This is a genomic window from Cellulomonas uda (assembly GCF_006538705.1).
GTDB classification, from domain to species: domain Bacteria; phylum Actinomycetota; class Actinomycetes; order Actinomycetales; family Cellulomonadaceae; genus Cellulomonas; species Cellulomonas uda.
Genome location: NZ_BJLP01000025.1, coordinates 15,576 through 33,825, shown reverse-complemented (window position 1 = coordinate 33,825; position 18,250 = coordinate 15,576). Strand labels below are relative to the sequence as shown.

Genomic DNA, 18,250 nt, shown 5'->3' with positions numbered 1-18,250 from the left:
GGGTGGGTGCGCCGCGTCAGTGCTGCCGGCTGGTCACACGGCGCAGCACGTTGCGGGCGCGGGCCGGGGCGTCGCGGAGCTGACGTCGCCGTCGCTCGCGCGCGTGGCGCGACTGCAGGTGCGCGATGAGTGCGCGACCCTCCTGCTCGTCGTCGAGGATGCCGCGTCGTGCCCACAGCGCCGCGAGCTCCGCGGCGGCCTGCTGGGACAGCCGCGGGACCGCGTCGCGGTGCAGACCCATCACGGGCAGGCCGTCGGCGGAGGCGATGACGGCCCGCACCCCCTCGACCGTGGCGGTCCGCGGCCACACGATCGGGTTGGCGTCGTCGGTGAGCTCCATGGCGCGCTCGAGCGTGCCGTCGCGCCGCGCCACCCACCCCGCGTAGAGGAAGAACTCGGTGAGGTCGTGCGCGACGAACTCCTGCGCGAAGGGTCGGCCCGCGCTCGCCTCGACGTCCGCGAGCAGGTCGAGCACGGTCGCGCGCTCGAGCGTGAACGGCGTCGTCGTCGCCGCGAACCGGGCGACGTGCGGCGCGGGGTCGAGGCCCAGGTACCGGCACACGCGCTCGAGCGACGGTCGCAGCGTGTGAGCGGTGTAGGCGTAGGCGCGTACGCGGGGACGGCCGTCGGCCGCGACGAAGAAGTGCTCGTCGGGCGGCGCGACGACGTGGTTCTTGGCGTCGAGCGCCACGTAGTGCGGTGTCTCGACGAGGTGCGCGACCGCGAGCTTGAGGACCTGCTGGCTGCGCCACCCCGAGGTGAGCGGCAGAGCCGTGACGTCGGCCGGGCGCAGCACGCGCACGTGGGCCTCGTGCGGCCCGTACCGGGCTCGCAGCGCGGCGACGTCGCGGATGCCGCGCCGGGTGTTGTCGAGCACGACGACGTGTGTGCCGGGCGGCACGTGCCGCGCGAACGAGCGCGCCTGCAGGTCGAGCAGCGCGAGCTCCGCCTCGAAGACGGGCGTCACGAACGTCAGATCGGGCACCCGTCCTCCTGTCCGCGGTCGGCGCGAGCATATCGGGCATCCCGGACGGGGCGGCGTCCGGCACCGGGTGAGGTCCCCACGGCCGAAGGCCCGCACCGCCGGGGGCGGTACGGGCCTTCGAGGAGGTGGGTGTCAGATGTTGGTCCGCGCGACCGTCCCGCCGTCGACCCACGCGTTGCCGCGCATGTCGAGCGGGAAGGCCGTCGGGACCCGGACCGCGCAGTTCTTGTAGATCTGGCCGCGCCCGAACGTGTTGTCCGCGATCGTCACGCCCTTCGGTGCGGTCGTCGTGTTCTTGATGTTGATGCTGCACGCCCCGCCGTCGATGCGGTTGCCCGTGAGGGTGACGTCCGAGACCGTCCCGGCGTCCTGCGTGAGCATGAGGGCGGCGTTGCCGGCGCCCGAGATCTCGTTGTTGCGGATCGTGATGTTGGTGCCCTTCTGGAGCTGGATCGAGTCGGAGTGGCTCGGCGTGCCGCCCCAGTTCGGGTCCTCGAGGAAGTGCGCGTTGTCGTGCAGGCGCGAGTTCTCGATCAGCACGTTCGACCCGTGGATGTGGACCGGGTCGACGACGTCGGAGATGTCGACGCGGCGCAGCGTGAAGTTCCAGCCCTTGACGCCGTCCTGGTCGGGCGTCCGCGTGCTCGCCTTGAGGGTCGAGCTCTCGACGGTGACCGAGTAGCCGTCCCCCTGCACCCGCAGCAGGTCGTTCTTCGCGGGGACGTCGGTGCCGCGGATGTAGCTGTTGCGGATCACGACGTTCTTCGCCTTGATCGTCACGTACCCGTGGATGTCCCACTTGTCGATCACGGTGTTGTCCTCGGTGACCGTGACGTTCCCGTTGACGACCTTGGTCATCGTGGTGCCCGTGGGGACGCCGACGCTCGTCGGGTCGGTCTCGACCGGGCTGGTCGCGGCGCCGGTGTCGGCGGCCGTGCCCTTCACGGTGAGGTCCCGGAAGGACACCGTGAGCGGCGCGACGGTCGCGGAGCCGGCGAGGTACGCGTTGAGGGCGACGGAGCCGGCCTTCTGGTACGTGGCGTTCGAGCCGGTGGCGGTGAGCTGCCAGTCCGTGGGCTCGGCGGTGCCGGACTTCCAGAGCTTCGCGCGCACGGTGGTCGGAGCGGTCCCCACGACCTGGACGCGGACCTGCTGGGCCGACTTGGCGGCGACGGTGCCGAGCGACGTGGTCGCCAGGGCGGTCCCGCCCTCCATGAGCGAGAGCTGGGCGGTGCCGTCCGTCTGGTACTTGACCCGTGCGCTGTAGCCGTCGGTCCCGACGACGCGCCCGACGACCGCGATCTGGGCGGCGGCGCCCGCGATCGTCTTGTCGAGCGTGACCGACACCGTGGTGTCGCTCGCGGTCGCCTGGACGCTCGTGAGCGAGGAGATGCGGGTGGCGCCGGCGGCGCTGATGACCTGCTTCGCGGCGCCCGAGGCGACGGAGTAGTTCGCGGTCGACCCGAGGTGCGTCCACGCGCCACCGGTCGTCGCGGTGCCCCAGCCGTTGGAGCGGGCGGTGCCGAACGCGTCGCGGGCGAGCACGGTGGTCCCGACCGGGGGGACGGGCGCGGTGACCGTGACGGTGCTCGTGGCGGTGCCGGTCGAGCCGTCGTTGTCGGTCACCTTGAGCGTCACGGGGTAGGAGCCCGCGGTGCGGTAGGTGTGCTCCGGTGCGGCGCTCGTGGAGGTGGTGCCGTCACCGAGGTCCCACGCGTAGGAGTGGATGGTGCCGTCGGTGTCGGCCGATGCCGAGCCGTCGAGGCTCGCGGTGAGGTCGTCGACGGAGGTGGAGATCGCGGCGGTGGGGACGGCGTTCGGGATGGCCTTGGGGGTCGCGGCGCGCACGCTCAGGTCGTCGTAGGTGAACGCGAGCGGCGCGTTCGTCGCGGAGCCCGAGACGTACGCGGACAGGCCCACCGCGCCCGCGGTCTGCAGACCGGCGGTCGCGCTCGTGGTGGTGACGGTCCACTCGGCGGGCTCGGAGGAGCCCGCGGCCCACGCCTTCGCGCGCACGGTCGTCGGGGCGGTGCCCGTCACCTGGAGGCGGACGGAGACCGCGTCGCCGGCGCCGAACGTCCCGGGGAGCGTGACCGCGGTGCCGGACGCGCTGCCGTCGACCGTGGCGAGCGTCGCGGTGCCGTTCGCGAGCAGGCGCACCTTCGCGCCGTACTGCAGCGAGCCGACGAGGCGGCCGGCGAACGTCAGGTGCGTGCCGGAGCCGGTCTGGCCCTTGTCGGCGACGACGGTCGCGGTGAGGTCGGTGTCGGTGGAGGAGACGCCGAGGAGGTTCGCGCTCAGGGTGGACCCGGCGCGGGGGACGGAGAGCGTGCCGGCGCCGCCGGCCACGCCGAAGGCGCTCGCGGAGTTGACGGTCCATGCGCCGCCCTGGTCCGCGGTGCCCCAGCCGGACGTCGTCGTCCGGGTGAAGGTGTCGCTCGCGATCGAGGGGTACTCGTAGCGGTAGACGGTGCCTTCGGCGGCCGAGGCAGGCAGTGCGGAGGCGAGGGGGGACAGCGCCACGGCGATCCCGGTGAGGACGGCGGCAGCGAGGGACGAACGCGTCGTCGTGCGACGGTTCGCGGGGTATTTCGTGACCACGGTGCTTCCTTGGGGAATTTGAGGTTAGTGACCGGATGGGGGGATCCGGGCTTTTTTCTAATTCGCCCTGAAGTGCTCGGTCAACTGCCTCGAATCGGGCGTAACTTCGCGATATGCAGTGTGATGCAGACCACGAAACGCCCTGATCAGGACCGTCATCACGGGGAAGTCCGCCGTCGTATGAGCCGCGTCACATGCATTTCACCCGCTACATTTGTCTCTGCGCGCAATTCGGGCAAGTAGGTGCAAGATAATGCACATCGAAAGGGGCCGAAGGTCCTATTCAGGAGCCATTGTCGAGACGTGCGGGAGCGCGACCGCGCGCCGCGACCTGCGCCGATGCGGCCGTGCAGGCGGGAGGGTGGCCTGACCGCGAGGACGGCCGGCCTGGCCGGCGCGACGGCTGAGCGGCCGTCGACCCCGCGCGGGTGGGGCTGGGTGCGGGCTGTCCCCCACGCGCGTGACGCCGCCACGTCGGCGGGGTGAAATCGGACAGAAGGTACTGACCGGACACCTGGACCGCACTAGCGTCGCGGTGTCGAGACCGAGGGGGCCAGGTCGCTCTCAGTCAACCGGGGGGACACATGACGTTGACCGCTGACCGCGGCTACTTCGCGTTCGGCGAGGACCACGAGCGTCGCCGTCCTGCCCGGGAACCACGGCGCTCCTGGGCGTCGACCGAGCCCTTCGAACGCCGCCGCACCCGCTTCAACGCGCAGGAGGCCTCGCGTGTCGACGCGTGGCGCATCGTGCGTCGCCGGTACGCGCTCACCGCCGCGACGTTGGACGCGATGTGCGCCGCCCTGGTGACGTACGTCGTCTCGCTCCCGTCCGTCGACGGGCTCGTCGGCCCCGCGATCGCGCTCGGTGCGAGCATCGGCTTCGTCGTGCTGGTCGCCGTGTGCGGCGGCTACCGGCCCACCGAGCTCGGCGACGGTCCCGGCGAGTTCCAGTCCATCGCGCGGGCCGTCGGCCTCGCGGTGGTCACCGCGATGGCCTACGCCTTCCTCACCGGCGCCGCACTGCCGCGAGCCGGTGTGCTCGTCGGCGCGCCGGCCCTCGTGGCGAGCGCGGGCGCACTGCGCTACGCGCAGCGCCGTCGGCTGCACGCGTCGCGCCGCGACGGCGAGGCGATGCGCGGCACGCTCGTCGTGGGCGACCCGGTGAGCGTCGCGCGCGTCATCACGGACCTGTCCGGCGAGCCCCACCACGGGTACCGCATCGACGGGGTGTGCCTGCAGACCCTCGACGGGCGCGAGGCGGTCGAGGGTGCGCCCGTGCTGGGCGGCCTCGCCGACGTCGTGCAGGTGGTCGCGGACCATGCCGCCGAGGTCGTCATCGTGACGGGGTCCTGCCTCGGTGGCGAGGCGCTCCGGCGCCTGTCGTGGGCGCTCGGCCGCGCGGGCGCGGACCTCGTCGTCGCGCCCGACCTGCTCGAGGTCACCGCGCCGCGCCTGTCGGTGCGACCCACGGCGGGTCTGTCCCTCCTCGAGGTCGAGGTCGACGCGCCGCGCCGCCGGCTGGTCGCCAAGTCGGTGCTCGACGTGACGGTCGCGACCCTCGCGGGGCTGGTGCTGCTGCCGCTCGTGCTGGGTCTCGCGGCGGCCGTCCGGCTCACCTCGCGCGGACCGGCGTTCTACCGCCAGACGCGCGTCGGGATCGACGGTCGGACCTTCACGATCTGGAAGCTGCGCTCGATGTTCATCGACGCGGACCAGCGGCTCGCCGCGCTCGCGGCGCGCAACCAGGGTTCGGGCGTCCTGTTCAAGATGCGCGACGACCCGCGCGTGACCCCCATCGGCCGGGTCCTGCGCAAGTACTCGCTCGACGAGCTGCCCCAGCTGTGGAACGTGGTGCGCGGCGACATGTCGCTCGTCGGGCCCCGGCCGCCGCTGGTGTCCGAGGTCGCCGAGTACGAGGACGAGGTGCACCGCCGGCTGCGGGTCAAGCCCGGGCTGACGGGCCTGTGGCAGGTCAGCGGGCGCTCGGACCTCGACTGGGACGCCGCTGTGCGGCTCGACCTGCGGTACGTCGACAACTGGTCGGTCGCGATGGACGTCATGATCCTGTGGAAGACCTTCCGCGCGGTCGCGACGGCGTCGGGCGCGTACTGACGCCCGCGCACACCCGGAAGGTGGACAGGTGACAGGACGGACGCTGTCGATCGCGATGATCGGCACCCGCGGCGTGCCCGCACGGTACGGCGGGTTCGAGACGGCGGTCGAGGAGGTGGGCAGCCGGCTCGCTGCCCGCGGCCACCGCGTCGTCGTGTACTGCCGTCGCACGGAGCACGACGACGACGAGACGTACCTCGGGATGCGCCGCGTGACGTTGCCCGCCCTGCGCCGGCGCTCGCTCGAGACGCTGAGCCACACCGCGCTGTCGGTCGGCCACCTCGCGGCCCGGCGCACGGACGTCGCGTTCGTGTTCAACGCGGCGAACGCGCCGCTCCTGCCGGTCCTGCGCGCGTCCCGCGTCCCGGTCGCGACGCACGTCGACGGGTTGGAGTGGCGGCGCGCCAAGTGGGGCCCGACGGGCCGCAGGTACTACCGACGCGCCGAGGAGCTCGCGGTGCGCTGGTCGGACGCGCTCATCGCGGACGCGCCGGGCATCGCGGCGTACTACGACGAGGAGTTCGGCGTGGGCACGCGGCTGCTGTCCTACGGCGCACCCGTGCAGGAGGACGCCGCCCACGACCGCCTGGGCGAGCTGGGGCTGGTCCCGGGTGGGTTCCACCTCCTCGTCGCGCGCTTCGAGCCCGAGAACCACGTCGACCTCGCGGTCCGCGGGTACGTGGACAGCGGTGCGCGCCTGCCGCTGGTCGTCGTCGGGTCCGCGCCGTACGCCGACGAGTACACGCGCCAGGTCCACGAGGCGGCGCGCGGCGACGCGCGGGTCCGCTTCGTCGGCGGCGTGTGGGATGCCGAGCTGCTGGACCAGCTGTACGCGCACGCCTCGACCTACCTGCACGGGCACAGCGTCGGCGGCACCAACCCGAGCCTGCTGCGCGCGATCGGCGCGGGGACGGCGACCATCGCGTTCGACGTGTCCTTCAACCGTGACGTGCTGGCCGACGACGGGCGCTACTTCCGCAGCCCGGCGGACGTGGCGCTCGAGCTCGACGACGCCGAGCGGGATGCGGCCGCCACGGCCGAGCGGGGCAGGGCGCTGCGGGAGCGTGCGCGACGCTACGACTGGGACGACGTCGCGCTCGGGTACGAGCGGCTCGCGCTCGACCTCGCGGCACGCGACGTGCCGGGGCCGCAGCGCGTGCGACGGCGGCGCAGCGCGTGGCCCGACGAGGCGCCCGAGGCCGCGACCCAGACGGTGGGCGCCCGTGACTGAGGTCGAGCCGCGGCCGGTCCGCACGCGCGAGCCCTACCGCGACACGGTGCGGCGGCTGGCGGACGCGCAGAAGCAGGCGGCCCGCGGCGCTCCCGCGTACTCGCGCTTCGTCAACCGCCGGCTCGGCCGGCTCCTGGCGGCGTGGGCGTACGGGCGCGGCCTGACGCCGAACCAGGTGACCGGGCTCAGCGCGCTCGCGACGTTCGCGGGCATCGCGCTGCTCGCTCTCGTCGAGCCCTCGTGGTGGCTCGGTGCTCTCGTCGCGGCGCTCCTGGTGCTGGGGTACGCACTGGACTCGGCCGACGGCCAGGTGGCGCGGCTGACCGGGACGGGGAGCCCCGCGGGCGAGTGGCTCGACCACATGGTCGATGCGACGAAGATCGCGACGCTGCCGCTCGCGCTGGGCGTGGGCCTGTACCGGTTCGACGCGGTGGACCTGGGGTGGCTCGTGGTCCCGCTGGTGCACGCGGTCGCGGGCAGCGTCCTGTTCTTCGGGATGATCCTGACGGAGCAGCTGCGCCGCGCGCAGGGGGTGCAGAGCGTCGCGGTGACGGGCGGACGTGCGCCCTGGCTGCGGTCGGTGCTCGCGGTCCCGACGGACTACGGCGTGCTGTGCTGGGTGTTCCTGCTGCTGGGCGCGCCGGACGTGTTCGTGCTGGTGTACGCCCTGGTGGTGGCCGCGACGGCGGTGTTCACCGTGGCCGCCGCGGTGAAGTGGTACCGGGAGATCTCCCGCTTCGCGCGGTGAGAGAGCGCTGTCCTCACGTCATGTGACGAAGGTCACATCCGCGTGCGTCCGCTGGCGAACCCGCAGGTCGGGGCGACGGCAGCCGCTGTCCCGGTTGTTGCCGTTTCGTGACATTTCGTGGAGGGACGTTCTCACCCGTTCGGACCAACCCCTAGGCTCCCGGCCAGCACGAGCACCATCAGGCGACAAGGCAGGAGACGTGCCTATGCGGGCCCGACGACGACACGCCAGGACGAGCCGGAAGGGGATGTGGCGGGCGATCCTCGCAGGAGCGGTCGCCGGCATCGCCGTCGGTGTCGTCCTGGTCCAGCCCGGCGCCGCCTCGGACACCTACCGCGTCGACCAGCGCGTCATGACGAACGTGGTGCTCCGGCCCGGGACGCAGTACGTCCTCGAGCTGCCGGTCCCTCGGGACACGACGGCGGTCTCCCTGGTGGTCGCCGGACAGCTCGCCTGGCGGCCCACGCGGATCTCGGTGTGCGCAGGCGCGACCGCGAGCTCGGGCTGCACGGCCAAGCCCCAGCTCGTGACCCCGACGCTGAAGCCGGGCTACGCCCACATCTCCCTCGCGCTCAAGCCCGGTGACCGCCGGGTCGTCGTGCACAACGCGGGCGCGAGCGTCGCGGTGACCATGCGCCTGGCGACCTACACGGGTCCGACGCCGCCCGCCACGACCACGCCGACGCCCCGGTCGACGACAGCCGCGCCGTCCCCGACCCCCCGTCCGACGGCCACCTCGAGGCCGAGCGTCGCCCCGACGACGACACCCACGCCGAGGGCGACCGCCACGGCGACCCCGACCACGCGGCCGACGGCCACGCCCAGGCCGACCGCGACGGCCTCGCCGAGACCGACGGCATCACCGAGCCCGACCACGGCACCGAGCACGGGCGTGCCCGGTCCGTCCAACACGGGAGTGCCGTCCGGCACGCGGCTCACCGTGCACGAGGGTGACCTGCTGATCTCGAAGGACGGCACGGTCGTCGACGCCCTCGACGTCCGCGGCTTCGTGCGGGTCACCGCCAAGGACGTCGTCATCAAGCGCTCGGTGATCTCCGGCCGGCCGATCTCCTCGAGCCTCGGGCTGGTCATGGTCATGCCGGGCGCCGGCGTCACCATCCAGGACTCGGAGCTGTACGCCAAGGAGCGCTCGCCGCACGTGCGGGCCGTGATCGGGTCGAACTTCACGCTCACGCGCGTCGACATGCACGACGTGGTCGACCAGATCATGATCACGGGCGACGACGTCGTGGTGCAGGACTCCTGGCTGCACGACAACGTGTACTACGAGTCCGACCCGACCGCCGGTGGCGGCCCGACGCACGACGACAACGTCCAGATCTCCCAGGGCCGCAACATCAAGCTGCTGCGCAACAGGCTCGAGGACACGCACAACGCGGCGATCATGGTGACGCAGGACGCCGGCCCCGTCAGCGGGCTGCAGGTCGTGGGGAACACGATCGGTCACGGCGCGTGCTCGGTGAACCTCGCCGAGAAGGCCGTCGGCCCGATCGCGAGCGTGACGCTGCGGGACAACGAGTTCGTCCCGACGCAGAAGTTCGCGAAGTGCGCGATCGTCGCCGACCCCGCGACGATCCCGCTGCTCTCCCTGCGGAACAACACGTGGACCTCGGGGTCCGCGGTGTCCGTCACCGAGCGGCAGTGACCCGGCCGGGGACGAGCGCGTCGAGCTCGGCGCGCACGTCCCCGGCGTAGCGCTCGGTGCTGAACCGCACCAGGGCCTCGGCCCGCCCCGCGTCGGCGAGAGCCCGGCGCAGGGCGGGGTCGTCGTGGAGGCGGCGGAGCGCGGCCGCGAGCGCGTGCGGGTCGTCGGGCGGGACGAGAAGGCCCGTCCGACCGTCCTGCACCACCTCGACGAGGCCTTGCGTGGCCGACGCCACGACGGGCCGGCGCGCGAGCATCGCCTCGACCGCCGTGTTGCCGAACGGCTCGACGCGCGAGGGCACGAGTGCCACGTCGGCGTCCGCGAGCTCGCCCCACGGCGGGTGCACGAAGCCGAGCAGCTCGACGCGCTCGTCGAGCCCCAGCTCCGCGACCCGCCGACGCAGGTCCCGCTCGAACCACTCGTAGCCCTCGAAGGTGCTGCCCGCGAGCCGCAGGCGGACGTCCCGGCCCTCGCGGACCAGCAGCCCCACGGCCTCCACCGCCACGTCGCTGCCCTTGCGCGGGGACAGCCGTCCGACGAGCACGACGCGCAGCGCGCCGTCGCCACGCGCCGGCGGCGGCCCCGGCTCGTCGACCGGCCCGAGGACGCCGTTGTGCACGACGCGCGTGCGCTCGCGCAGCGAGCCGAACGCGCCGCCGAGGGCGTCGCGCGCCGCGGCGCTGTTGGACACGAGCCGCGTGGCCGCGAGCAGCGGCGCGGTGAGGCCCGCGGTGACCAGCCGGTGCTGGTCCGCCTCCGCCTCGTGGACGTGGCACAGCGCGGGGACGCGGGCCAGGCGCGCGGACGCGAGCCACGTCGGCAGCGTCACCGTGCTGACGTACAGCGCGTCGACGCGCTCGCGCCGCAGCCACCGTGCCCCGGCGGCCACCGCACGTGTCCCCCCCACGGCGAGGTCGACCAGGCCGCGCGGCCGCAGGAGCGACTTGCGCAGCACGGGGAACGACGCGGTCACGACCCGGGCACCCCGCTGCGCCGCGCGCGGCGCGAGCGGGCCGTCGCCCGGGAGCACCAGCGTCACGTCCCAGCCTCCGTCGACCGCGGCCGTGAGCGACTCGAGCATCTGCTGGTCCGCGCCGTACAGCTCGGTGGACGGGTGGACGACCGCGAGGCGCCGCGCGCCGGTGCCGGTCACGAGCCCTGGGCGCCGGTCGGGGGCCACGGCGTCGCGTCGCGGCGCGCGTAGCGCAGGCCCGCGAGCGTGCCACGCGTGACGGCCAGGAGCGGGCCGGGACCCTGCAGGAGCTGACGCTTGCCGCCCCGCAGGACGACCGCGCGCGCCCACGCCGCCGAGCCGCGCGCCCACCGGCGCCGCCCCGCGCGGTCGAGGTGGTGCGCCGCGAAGACGAGACGGTTGCGGCAGTTCTCCTCGTAGTAGGTGTCGGAGCGGCGGCGCGTGCCCGCATGCTCCTGCGTCCCGCCGATGTCGTGGGTCGCGACGAGGTCCCGCCGGACCGCGAGGCGCAGGCCCGCCTGCCGCGCGCGCCACGACAGGTCGACGTCCTCCCAGTAGAGGAAGTACCGCTCGTCGAAGCCCCCGACGCGCTCCCACGCGTCCGCGGTGACGGCGAGGCACGCGCCCGACAGCCACGCGACGTCGTCGTCCCGCGTCGCGCCGTTCGCGCGTGTCCGGCCCGTCGTCAGGTCGATCGTGCCGCCCGAGAACCACGTCGCGCCCTGCGGGCCGAGGATCACGGGTGCGACGAGGCGGTCGGGCGTCTCCAGCACGTCGTCGAGCAGGGCGCGCGCGGCGTCGCCCGGCAGCGACAGGTCGGGGTTCACGACGAGGAACGCGCGCGCCCCACGCTCCAGCGCATGCCGGGCCGCGAGGTTCACCCCCGCGCCGAACCCGTCGTTCGCCGACTCGACCACGTGCCAGCCGTGCGCCTCGCCCACGGCACGTGCCCGCGCGCGGTCCTGCGCGGCCGGCGAGTTGTCGACGACGACCACGTCGGCGTCGAGGGTCTCGACCGTGCGCGCGAGATGCCGCTCGAGGAGGTCCGCCGAGCGGTGGCTCACGACCACGACGGCCGTTCGCTCGGGCGCGGGGTCGGTCACGGCAAGGCCTCCGAGGGTGCTGCGCTCCCCGGTGTCGGACCGGGTGGAATCGGGCACAAGGGACTGACGGATGCTAACCCAGCGGGTACTGTCCGGACCGGGAGTGACGGGGTGAACCGCCTGGCAGGAGCCGCGCGGGGGCGCACCACAGGGGTGCTGCCGGACGATCAGGAGTGTGACGAGCGGTGACGACGAGCGGCCCGGCCCGGAACCGTCCGCTGCCCGACCGGCCGCGCGTGCTCCAGTCGTTCCGCAGGCCGCGCGCGACGACGAACCCCTACCTGGTGCAGCTGCGCGACGAGCTCGGCACGCACGCCGACGTCGAGGTCTTCTCGTGGCCCGCGGCCCTGCTGCGGCCGTTCGACGTGCTGCACGTGCACTGGCCGGAGGTCGTCGTCGAGCGCCGCAGCGGGGTACGGCACGTCGCGGCGTGCGTGCTGTTCGCGCTCGCGGTGTGGCGGGCCTCGCGCGGCGGCCGGGCGCTCGTGCGCACCGCGCACAACCTCGACCCGCACGAGTCGCCGGACCGGGCGACCGCCGCGGTGATCCGCTGGTGCGACCGCCGCACGACGTGGTGGGTGCGGCTCACCGACCGCACGCCCGTGCCCGACCCGGAGCGCGCGACGACGGTCCCGCACGGCGACTACGTCGCGTGGGCCCGTCCGCACGAGCGCGTCCCGGTGGTACCCGGTCGGCTGGCCTACGCGGGCCTGATCCGGCCGTACAAGGGGGTCGAGGACCTCCTCGACGCGTTCGGCGACGTCGACGACGACGCGCTCTCGCTCGTCGTCGCGGGCCGCCCGACGACCCCGGCGGTGGCCGACGAGGTGCGGGCACGGGCCGCGGCCGACCCGCGCGTCGGGCTCGACCTGCGGTACGTGGACGACGCCGCGCTGGTCGCGCACCTGTCGTCCGCCGAGCTCGTCGTCCTGCCCTACCGGCGCATGCACAACTCGGGGGCCGCGCTGCTCGCGCTCTCGCTGGGCCGGCCCGTGCTGGTCCCCCGCAACGACGTGACCGACGACCTCGCGGCCGAGGTGGGGGAGCGGTGGGTCCAGCGCTACGACGGCGCTGTCACGCCGGGGGCGCTGCGCGACGCGCTCGCCGCGGTGCGCGCGAGCGCCGACGCGCCCGGCCCCGACCTGTCGGGGCGGACGTGGGACGTCGTCGCGCGCGGGCACGCGCAGGCGTACCGGCAGGCGCTGGCCGCTGCCCGGGCGCACGCGGGCGACCGGGAGAAGGAGACCGCGCGATGAGCCGGACCGTGGTGGTGGCGATGCTGACGTACCGGCGCCCGCAGGACCTGGCGCAGGCCGTGCCCGCGTTCCTCGCGCAGGCCGCGGCGCACGACGCGACCCTGCTCGTCGTCGACAACGACCCCGACGGTTCGGCGCGCGCGTGGGTCGAGGGTCTCGACGACGCCCGCGTGCGGTACGTGCACGAGCCGCGGCCGGGCATCGCCGCGGGGCGCAACCGCGCCCTGACGGAGTGCGCGGACGCCGACCTGCTGGTGTTCGTCGACGACGACGAGACGCCGGAGCCGGGGTGGTTGGACGCGCTGCTCGCGCAGTACGAGCGGACGCTGCCGGCGGCCGTGGTCGGCGCGGTGGTCTCGCAGTTCCCGGGCGAGGTCGAGCCCTGGGTGCACGAGGGCCGGTTCTTCGAGCGGCGCCGTCTGCGCACCGGCACGACGACCGACGTCGCGGCCACGAACAACCTGCTGCTCGACGTGCGGCAGGTGCGCGCGCTCGGCGTGACGTTCGACGAGCGGTTCGGGCTGAGCGGCGGCAGCGACACCCTGTTCACGCGCACGCTCGTGCGCCGCGGCGGCCGCATGGTGTGGTGCGACGAGGCGGTCGTCGTGGACCACGTGCCGACCGACCGCGCGACGCCCGGCTGGGTGCTCGCACGGGCGAGGCGCAGCGGGAACTCGGCGGCCCGGGCGCAGGTCGCCGTCGCGCAGGGGGCTGCCGAGCGCACGCGTGCACGCCTCGCGTACGTCGTCCGCGGCGGGGCGCGCGTCGTGGGGGGTGGTCTGCGCGTGGCGCTCGCCGCGGTGCGCCGCGACCGGGTGGCGGGGCTCGTCGGGCGTCGGAACGTCAGCCGGGGCGTCGGGATGCTGGGCGGCGCGTTCGGTCACGTCGTCGTGGAGTACGGGCGTCCCGCGGAGCTCAGCCCGCGCGCGGACGACGCAGCGCGGCGGTGAGCGCGGCGCGCAGGTCCGCGACGTCGTCGCGCAGCGGTCGCGCGAGCAGCAGCAGCATCGCCGCCCCCGCGAGCCCCGCGAGGACGCCCGCGACGACCTGCAGCCACGGTGAACGACCGTCGAGCGCCCAGGTCGTGGCCGATGCGGCCGCTCCCGTGACGACCCCGACCGACAGCGCTCGGCCCGCGCCGCGGTACAGCGCGGCGACCGGCACGGGCGTGATGCGGCTCAGCCACCACAGCGACAGCGGCCACGCGAGCATGGGCGCGATCGCGTAGCCGGCGGCCACGCCGACCACGCCCCACACGCTCCCGACGAGCACGCACGTGATCCGGATGACCGCGGAGACGGTCGAGTAGTGCAGCAGCTGGCGCGTCAGCCCGCGCGCGAGGTACACCCAGTACCCGACGTACGCGAGGGTCTGGAACGCGCCCGCGACCGCCAGCAGCCGCAGCAGCGGTGCGACGCCCGACCAGTCCGAGCCGAGCAGGATGTCCACCACGGGCTCCGCGACCCCCACGACGACCGCGAGCCCCACGCACACGGGGTAGGCGAGCGTGAGCTGGCCGACCTTGACGATCCGGTCGAACTGGGGGGTCGTGCCCGCCTTGGACAGCACCGGGAGCGCGACCGTCGTGCTCGGCGCGCGCACCTGGTTCAGCGGGTTCATCAGGAGCTGGAACGCGCGGTTGTACAGGCCGAGCGGGGCGGCGCCGAACCGGTGGCCGATCGTCAGGGAGTCGACGTTGTTGGCCAGGTAGCCGACGAGCTGCGAGGCGAGCAGGTGCGCCCCGAACGAGTACAGCGGCCGCATCGGCGCACCGCGGTCGAACCGCCCCGGCACCCAGCGCCCGGCGAGCGCGAACAGCACGAGCCCCGACGCGGCGGCCGTGAGCTGCTGCACGACGAGCGCCCAGTAACCGGCTCCATGGACGGCCATGACGACCGCCACGACGAGCGCGATCGCCGGTGAGAGCACGTCCACCGTGGCGACCAGCCGGAAGCGCATGGTCCGCACCAACGAGGCGCGGTACTGCGTGGTCATCCCGTTGAGCAGGAACATGCCGGACAGCGCGTAGGTGACCGGGACGAGCTCGGGCGTGTCGTAGAACGCGGCGATGGGGTGGGCGAGCGCGAGCGTCACGCCGCCGAGCGCGAGCCCGATCCCGCTGTTGGTCCAGAACAGGTTGTCGCGCTGGCCCGTGGTGAGGTGCGGGGCCTGGATCGCGGCCGAGCTCAGGCCGAAGTCGCGCAGCAGGTCGCCGACGCCGACGATCGCCAGGACCATCGCGACGATGCCGTAGTCGTGGGGGGACAGCAGCCGCGCGAGCACGACCACGCCGCCGACCTGGATGACGAGCCGCGCCCCCAGGCCGAGGGTCGTGGCGAACGCGCCCCGTGCGGCGCGGCCGGCGAGGTCGGTGGTCATGCCTCGCGTGCCGCCCCGCGACGCACGCGGCGGAACGTCCCGCGCGCGGTGCGCACGCTCGCGCGCAGGTCCGCCAGGGCGAGCCGGAGGAGCCCGAAGCCGCGGAAGCGGGGGACCCGCGCACCCGCGAGCCGTGCCCCGGCCAGCCGCCCGGCGAGGGTCTGCCGGCGGGCGCGCTGCAGCGGCTGGACGCCGGCGACGGTGTCCGGGTCGACGGGCCGGGCGCCGATGACGCCCGCCTCGATCGCGCGCCGCACCACGTCGAGACCGCGTGGCGTGCGGGCGACGAGCGCGCTCACGCCGTCGGACTCGGTGAACACCGGGTAGCCGTGCTCGTCCGCGTGCCACAGGTCGCCCGCCGTGATGTCCGCGCTCTCCCCGATCCCGTCGGGGCAGATCTTGCAGCGCCACTGCACCGCGCGGCCGAGCGTCGAGCCCCACGACTCCTCGTAGGACGTCGAGACCTCGCGACCGGACCGGGTGCGTGCCGTGAACCGGCCCGGCCAGCCGCGGCCGCGGTACCAGAGCTCGGTGAGCGGCTCGTCGGCGTCGACGCCGAGCTGCGCCAGGACCTGCCCGGTCGCGTGCGCCGAGGGCGTCCCCGCGCAGAAGAACGACAGCAGCAGCGGGGACTGCTCGCCGTGGCCGACCAGGGCACGCAGGGCGGCGACCTCGCAGGGCTTGCCGACGGTCGAGGTACCGGGCTCGAGCGCGGACGCCTGCGCGCACACCGCGACGGGGGCGTAGCGCGAGCCCGCGGCGGCGAGCGCCTCCTGCCGTGTGGTGATCGTCACCGCGACCGTCGTGCGCGGCTCACGCGCCGCGGCGGCGGCCGTCGACGCGACGACCTGCCCGGTCTCGACGAGCCACGCCTGCAGTGCGCTCAGCACCCCGCCGCTGCTGCCCTGGCGTCGCAGCTCGGGGTCGGTCGCCCAGGCCTCCCAGCACCCGGCGACCGGTCCGAGCACGTCGTGCCGACGCGAGCCGGTGGTGCGTTGCGCGCGCACCGTGCGGCCCGGGCACGTGCGGTCGAACGTGCGCACGTCCGCGGGGCCCGACGTCGCGGGGCCGGTGCGCACCGGACGCAGGAATCCCGCGGTGCTGGGCTGCATCGTCAGCCCTGCGTCGAGCAGCGTGCACGCGCCGCACCCGGAGCACAGCCCGTCCGCGACCACCTGGCGGACCGCGCGGTCGAGCGCTGCGCTCATCCGGCGTCACCGACGCGGTGCAGCACGCCGGGGACGGGTGCGAGGAGCTCGTCCGCGCGGGCGAGCGCACCCTCGACGTCGTCGTCCAGCGGGCGGTCGGCGAGCGCGAGCACGTCGTCGACGGGGTTCGGCGCGGTGCGCAGGTCGACCGTGTGGTCCCAGCCGAGGCCCGCGAGCAGCGGGGCGAACTTGCGCGAGTACGCGAGCGGGACCGCAGGGGTGGCGCAGGACAGCGCGTTGAGGCAGGCGTGCATGCGTGAGCCGACGACGAGCCGGGCGGACGCCGTGAGCTCGCGGACGTGCGCGAGGTCCCGCGGGACGAGCACCTCGACGTCGGGGTCGTCGAGGAGGGCGGCGAGCTCGCGCACCGCGGGCACGTCGTTGTCGACGGCGGGTGAGTCGAGCACGTGCGCCAGGAGGCTGAGCCGGCGGCCCGACGCGACGAGCTTGCGGGACAGGTCGAGCACGGTCTCGCGGTAGCGTGCCGCCTCGACGTGCGGGTTGGGCGCCCACAGCAGCCCGGAGACGTTGAGCAGCACGTCGCGCGTGCGCTCGACCACCGGGCGGGGGAGCGCGAACACCACGTCGGTCGCGAGCAGGTCGGCAGGTCGCCCGAGGCGCGTCGCGTGCTCGGCGCTCACCGCGTCGCGCGCGATCACGGCGGCGCTCCGCGCGAGGGTGAACCGCCCCAGCGCCGTGCCCCGCCGCGTGCGGAACGGCCCCACCGTCTGCGGCCCGAGCACCACGGGCGTACCCGCGCTGCGGGCGACCTCGGCGACCAGGCTCTGGTTCGTGAGGCGCCCCAGGCCGTAGATGTCGGCGAAGCTGTCACCCCCACGGGTGTCCACCGCGAGGTCGAACCCGGCGAACCAGTCCCGCAGGGGCAGTCGCCGGTCCACCCGCGCCCGGGCGAGCGTCCGCCAGCTGCCCAGCGGCATCGGGCTCACCGACGAGCCGTAGTAGAGGTGGACCACCTCGGCGCCCGGCCACGACCGCTCGACGAGGGCTGCGGTCCCGTGCGCGAGCGCACGCACGCCCAGGTTGGTCGACTCGTCGTTCGCCCACAGGACGACAACCCGCACGTTCGCCTCCTCGGGCAGCTCCGGACGTCGGCGCGAGTCTAGGTGGCGGTGTCCTGGTTCGGGTGCATTCGTCCCAGACATCACCCGGGTGCTCCTGCGCACTTCGGGCACCACGCGCGGGTCCGCCGGGCCATACTGACCGCCGTGCACGCTGGTCCGGCGGAAGGGTCGAGTCATGGCGGAGGAGCCGGTCACGCGCGGTGCGCGGCGCTGGTGGGTCGGGGGTGCGGCGCTCGCCGTGCTCGCCGTGGGCGTCGTGGTCGCGGTGTCGGCCTCGGGTGACGACGAGCCTGGCGCGCGCGCCACGACGACCCCCTCGGCCGCTGCGGTGACGACCGCGGCGGTCACACCGAGCGCGACCCCCGCCCCGGCCGGTCCCGCGCCGACCGCGGCGCCCACGGCGTCCGCCGAGCCCCGGCCCGCGCCCACCGCGTCGGGTGGGCCGGCCGTCGTCGTCCCGGTGCCGCCGATCGGCGACCGCACGCCGACCGTCGCGCCGCCCGAGGGCGAGGCCGAGGTCGGCGGGGTGGGCGTCGCCGTGCAGGTCGAGTCCGTCACCTCGCAGGGCAACGGCCCCGGCGAGGTCTCGGGGCCCGCGTACGCGCTGACCGTCGTGCTCACCAACTCCTCCGACGAGGCGTACGACCCGGCGACCCTCCAGGTGTCGCTGTACGCGGGTGCCGACGGCGTGCCGCTCGCGACCGTCGACTCCGACCCGCGGGCCGCGACGCCCTCCGCGCCCCTCGCGCCGGGCAAGCGGGCGACCGCGACGTACGTGTTCGTCGCCCCCGACCCGCAGGTGCTCCCGCTCGCCGCGGTCGTCGACCTGTCGCCCCGGCTCGCCCCCGTGGTCCACCAGGGACTGACGCCCCGCTGAGCGCCGGCGGCGTCCCGCACCCACCGA

Annotated in this window: 14 protein-coding genes; 7 read left to right on the top strand and 7 right to left on the bottom strand. The window is 74.6% G+C overall.

Annotated features, from left to right (window positions below):
* Window positions 1–16: 16 nt before the first annotated feature.
* Together CUD01_RS08645 and CUD01_RS08640 are read right to left on the bottom strand one after the other, a co-directional pair.
* Window positions 17–985: a DUF6492 family protein gene (locus CUD01_RS08645; RefSeq protein WP_141320323.1), complete on the bottom strand. Its 969-nt coding sequence runs from the start codon at window positions 983–985 to the stop codon at window positions 17–19.
* A 132-nt stretch (window positions 986–1,117) separates the two neighbouring features.
* On the bottom strand, window positions 1,118–3,586 hold the full coding sequence (locus CUD01_RS08640) for a PKD domain-containing protein (RefSeq protein WP_141320321.1): 2,469 nt from the start codon (window positions 3,584–3,586) through the stop codon (window positions 1,118–1,120).
* A 584-nt stretch (window positions 3,587–4,170) separates the two neighbouring features.
* Here CUD01_RS08640 and CUD01_RS08635 point away from each other — a divergent pair.
* The 4 genes from CUD01_RS08635 to CUD01_RS08620 all read left to right on the top strand — a co-directional run bounded on the left by CUD01_RS08635 (window position 4,171) and on the right by CUD01_RS08620 (window position 9,345).
* Entirely contained in the window at window positions 4,171–5,700 is a 1,530-nt protein-coding gene (locus CUD01_RS08635) for a sugar transferase (RefSeq protein ID WP_141320319.1), read from the top strand.
* 55 nt (window positions 5,701–5,755) lie between these two features.
* Window positions 5,756–6,931 (top strand): DUF1972 domain-containing protein, encoded by a 1,176-nt coding sequence (locus CUD01_RS08630; RefSeq protein ID WP_141320363.1) that lies wholly within the window; start codon window positions 5,756–5,758, stop codon window positions 6,929–6,931.
* Window positions 6,924–7,679, top strand: coding sequence for a CDP-alcohol phosphatidyltransferase family protein (locus CUD01_RS08625; RefSeq protein ID WP_141320317.1), 756 nt, complete (start codon window positions 6,924–6,926; stop codon window positions 7,677–7,679). Before CUD01_RS08630 ends, CUD01_RS08625 begins: the two co-directional genes overlap by 8 nt.
* A 247-nt stretch (window positions 7,680–7,926) precedes the next feature.
* Complete coding sequence (locus tag CUD01_RS08620) at window positions 7,927–9,345, top strand: hypothetical protein (protein WP_141320315.1); 1,419 nt, start codon at window positions 7,927–7,929, stop codon at window positions 9,343–9,345.
* Here CUD01_RS08620 and CUD01_RS08615 read toward each other — a convergent pair.
* Together CUD01_RS08615 and CUD01_RS08610 are read right to left on the bottom strand one after the other, a co-directional pair.
* The gene (locus CUD01_RS08615) at window positions 9,329–10,525 is read right to left on the bottom strand and encodes a glycosyltransferase (RefSeq protein ID WP_244937723.1); all 1,197 of its coding nucleotides are present in this window, start codon (window positions 10,523–10,525) and stop codon (window positions 9,329–9,331) included. The two genes, CUD01_RS08620 and CUD01_RS08615, sit on opposite strands and share 17 nt — an antisense overlap.
* The gene (locus CUD01_RS08610; protein WP_166772149.1) at window positions 10,495–11,421 is read right to left on the bottom strand and encodes a glycosyltransferase; all 927 of its coding nucleotides are present in this window, start codon (window positions 11,419–11,421) and stop codon (window positions 10,495–10,497) included. Before CUD01_RS08610 ends, CUD01_RS08615 begins: the two co-directional genes overlap by 31 nt.
* Before the next feature lie 185 nt (window positions 11,422–11,606).
* Here CUD01_RS08610 and CUD01_RS08605 point away from each other — a divergent pair, with 185 nt between their 5' ends.
* Together CUD01_RS08605 and CUD01_RS08600 are read left to right on the top strand one after the other, a co-directional pair.
* The gene (locus CUD01_RS08605) at window positions 11,607–12,677 is read left to right on the top strand and encodes a glycosyltransferase (protein WP_141320311.1); all 1,071 of its coding nucleotides are present in this window, start codon (window positions 11,607–11,609) and stop codon (window positions 12,675–12,677) included.
* Entirely contained in the window at window positions 12,674–13,627 is a 954-nt protein-coding gene (locus tag CUD01_RS08600) for a glycosyltransferase family 2 protein (RefSeq protein ID WP_141320309.1), read from the top strand. Before CUD01_RS08605 ends, CUD01_RS08600 begins: the two co-directional genes overlap by 4 nt.
* Here the strand turns inward: CUD01_RS08600 and CUD01_RS08595 are convergent.
* The 3 genes from CUD01_RS08595 to CUD01_RS08585 are packed head-to-tail and all read right to left on the bottom strand — an operon-like array spanning window position 13,593 to window position 17,346.
* On the bottom strand, window positions 13,593–15,056 hold the full coding sequence (locus tag CUD01_RS08595) for a lipopolysaccharide biosynthesis protein (RefSeq protein ID WP_141320307.1): 1,464 nt from the start codon (window positions 15,054–15,056) through the stop codon (window positions 13,593–13,595). The two genes, CUD01_RS08600 and CUD01_RS08595, sit on opposite strands and share 35 nt — an antisense overlap.
* Window positions 15,053–16,264, bottom strand: coding sequence for a Coenzyme F420 hydrogenase/dehydrogenase, beta subunit C-terminal domain (locus CUD01_RS08590; protein ID WP_141320305.1), 1,212 nt, complete (start codon window positions 16,262–16,264; stop codon window positions 15,053–15,055). The genes CUD01_RS08595 and CUD01_RS08590 overlap by 4 nt, the downstream gene beginning before the upstream one ends.
* A complete protein-coding gene (locus CUD01_RS08585; RefSeq protein ID WP_166772148.1) occupies window positions 16,261–17,346 on the bottom strand; it encodes a polysaccharide pyruvyl transferase family protein in 1,086 nt (361 codons plus the stop codon). Before CUD01_RS08585 ends, CUD01_RS08590 begins: the two co-directional genes overlap by 4 nt.
* 175 nt (window positions 17,347–17,521) lie before the next feature.
* Here CUD01_RS08585 and CUD01_RS08580 point away from each other — a divergent pair, with 175 nt between their 5' ends.
* Window positions 17,522–18,223, top strand: a complete 702-nt coding sequence (locus tag CUD01_RS08580; protein WP_141320301.1) for a hypothetical protein — start codon at window positions 17,522–17,524, stop codon at window positions 18,221–18,223.
* The last annotated feature ends 27 nt before the right edge of the window (window positions 18,224–18,250 follow it).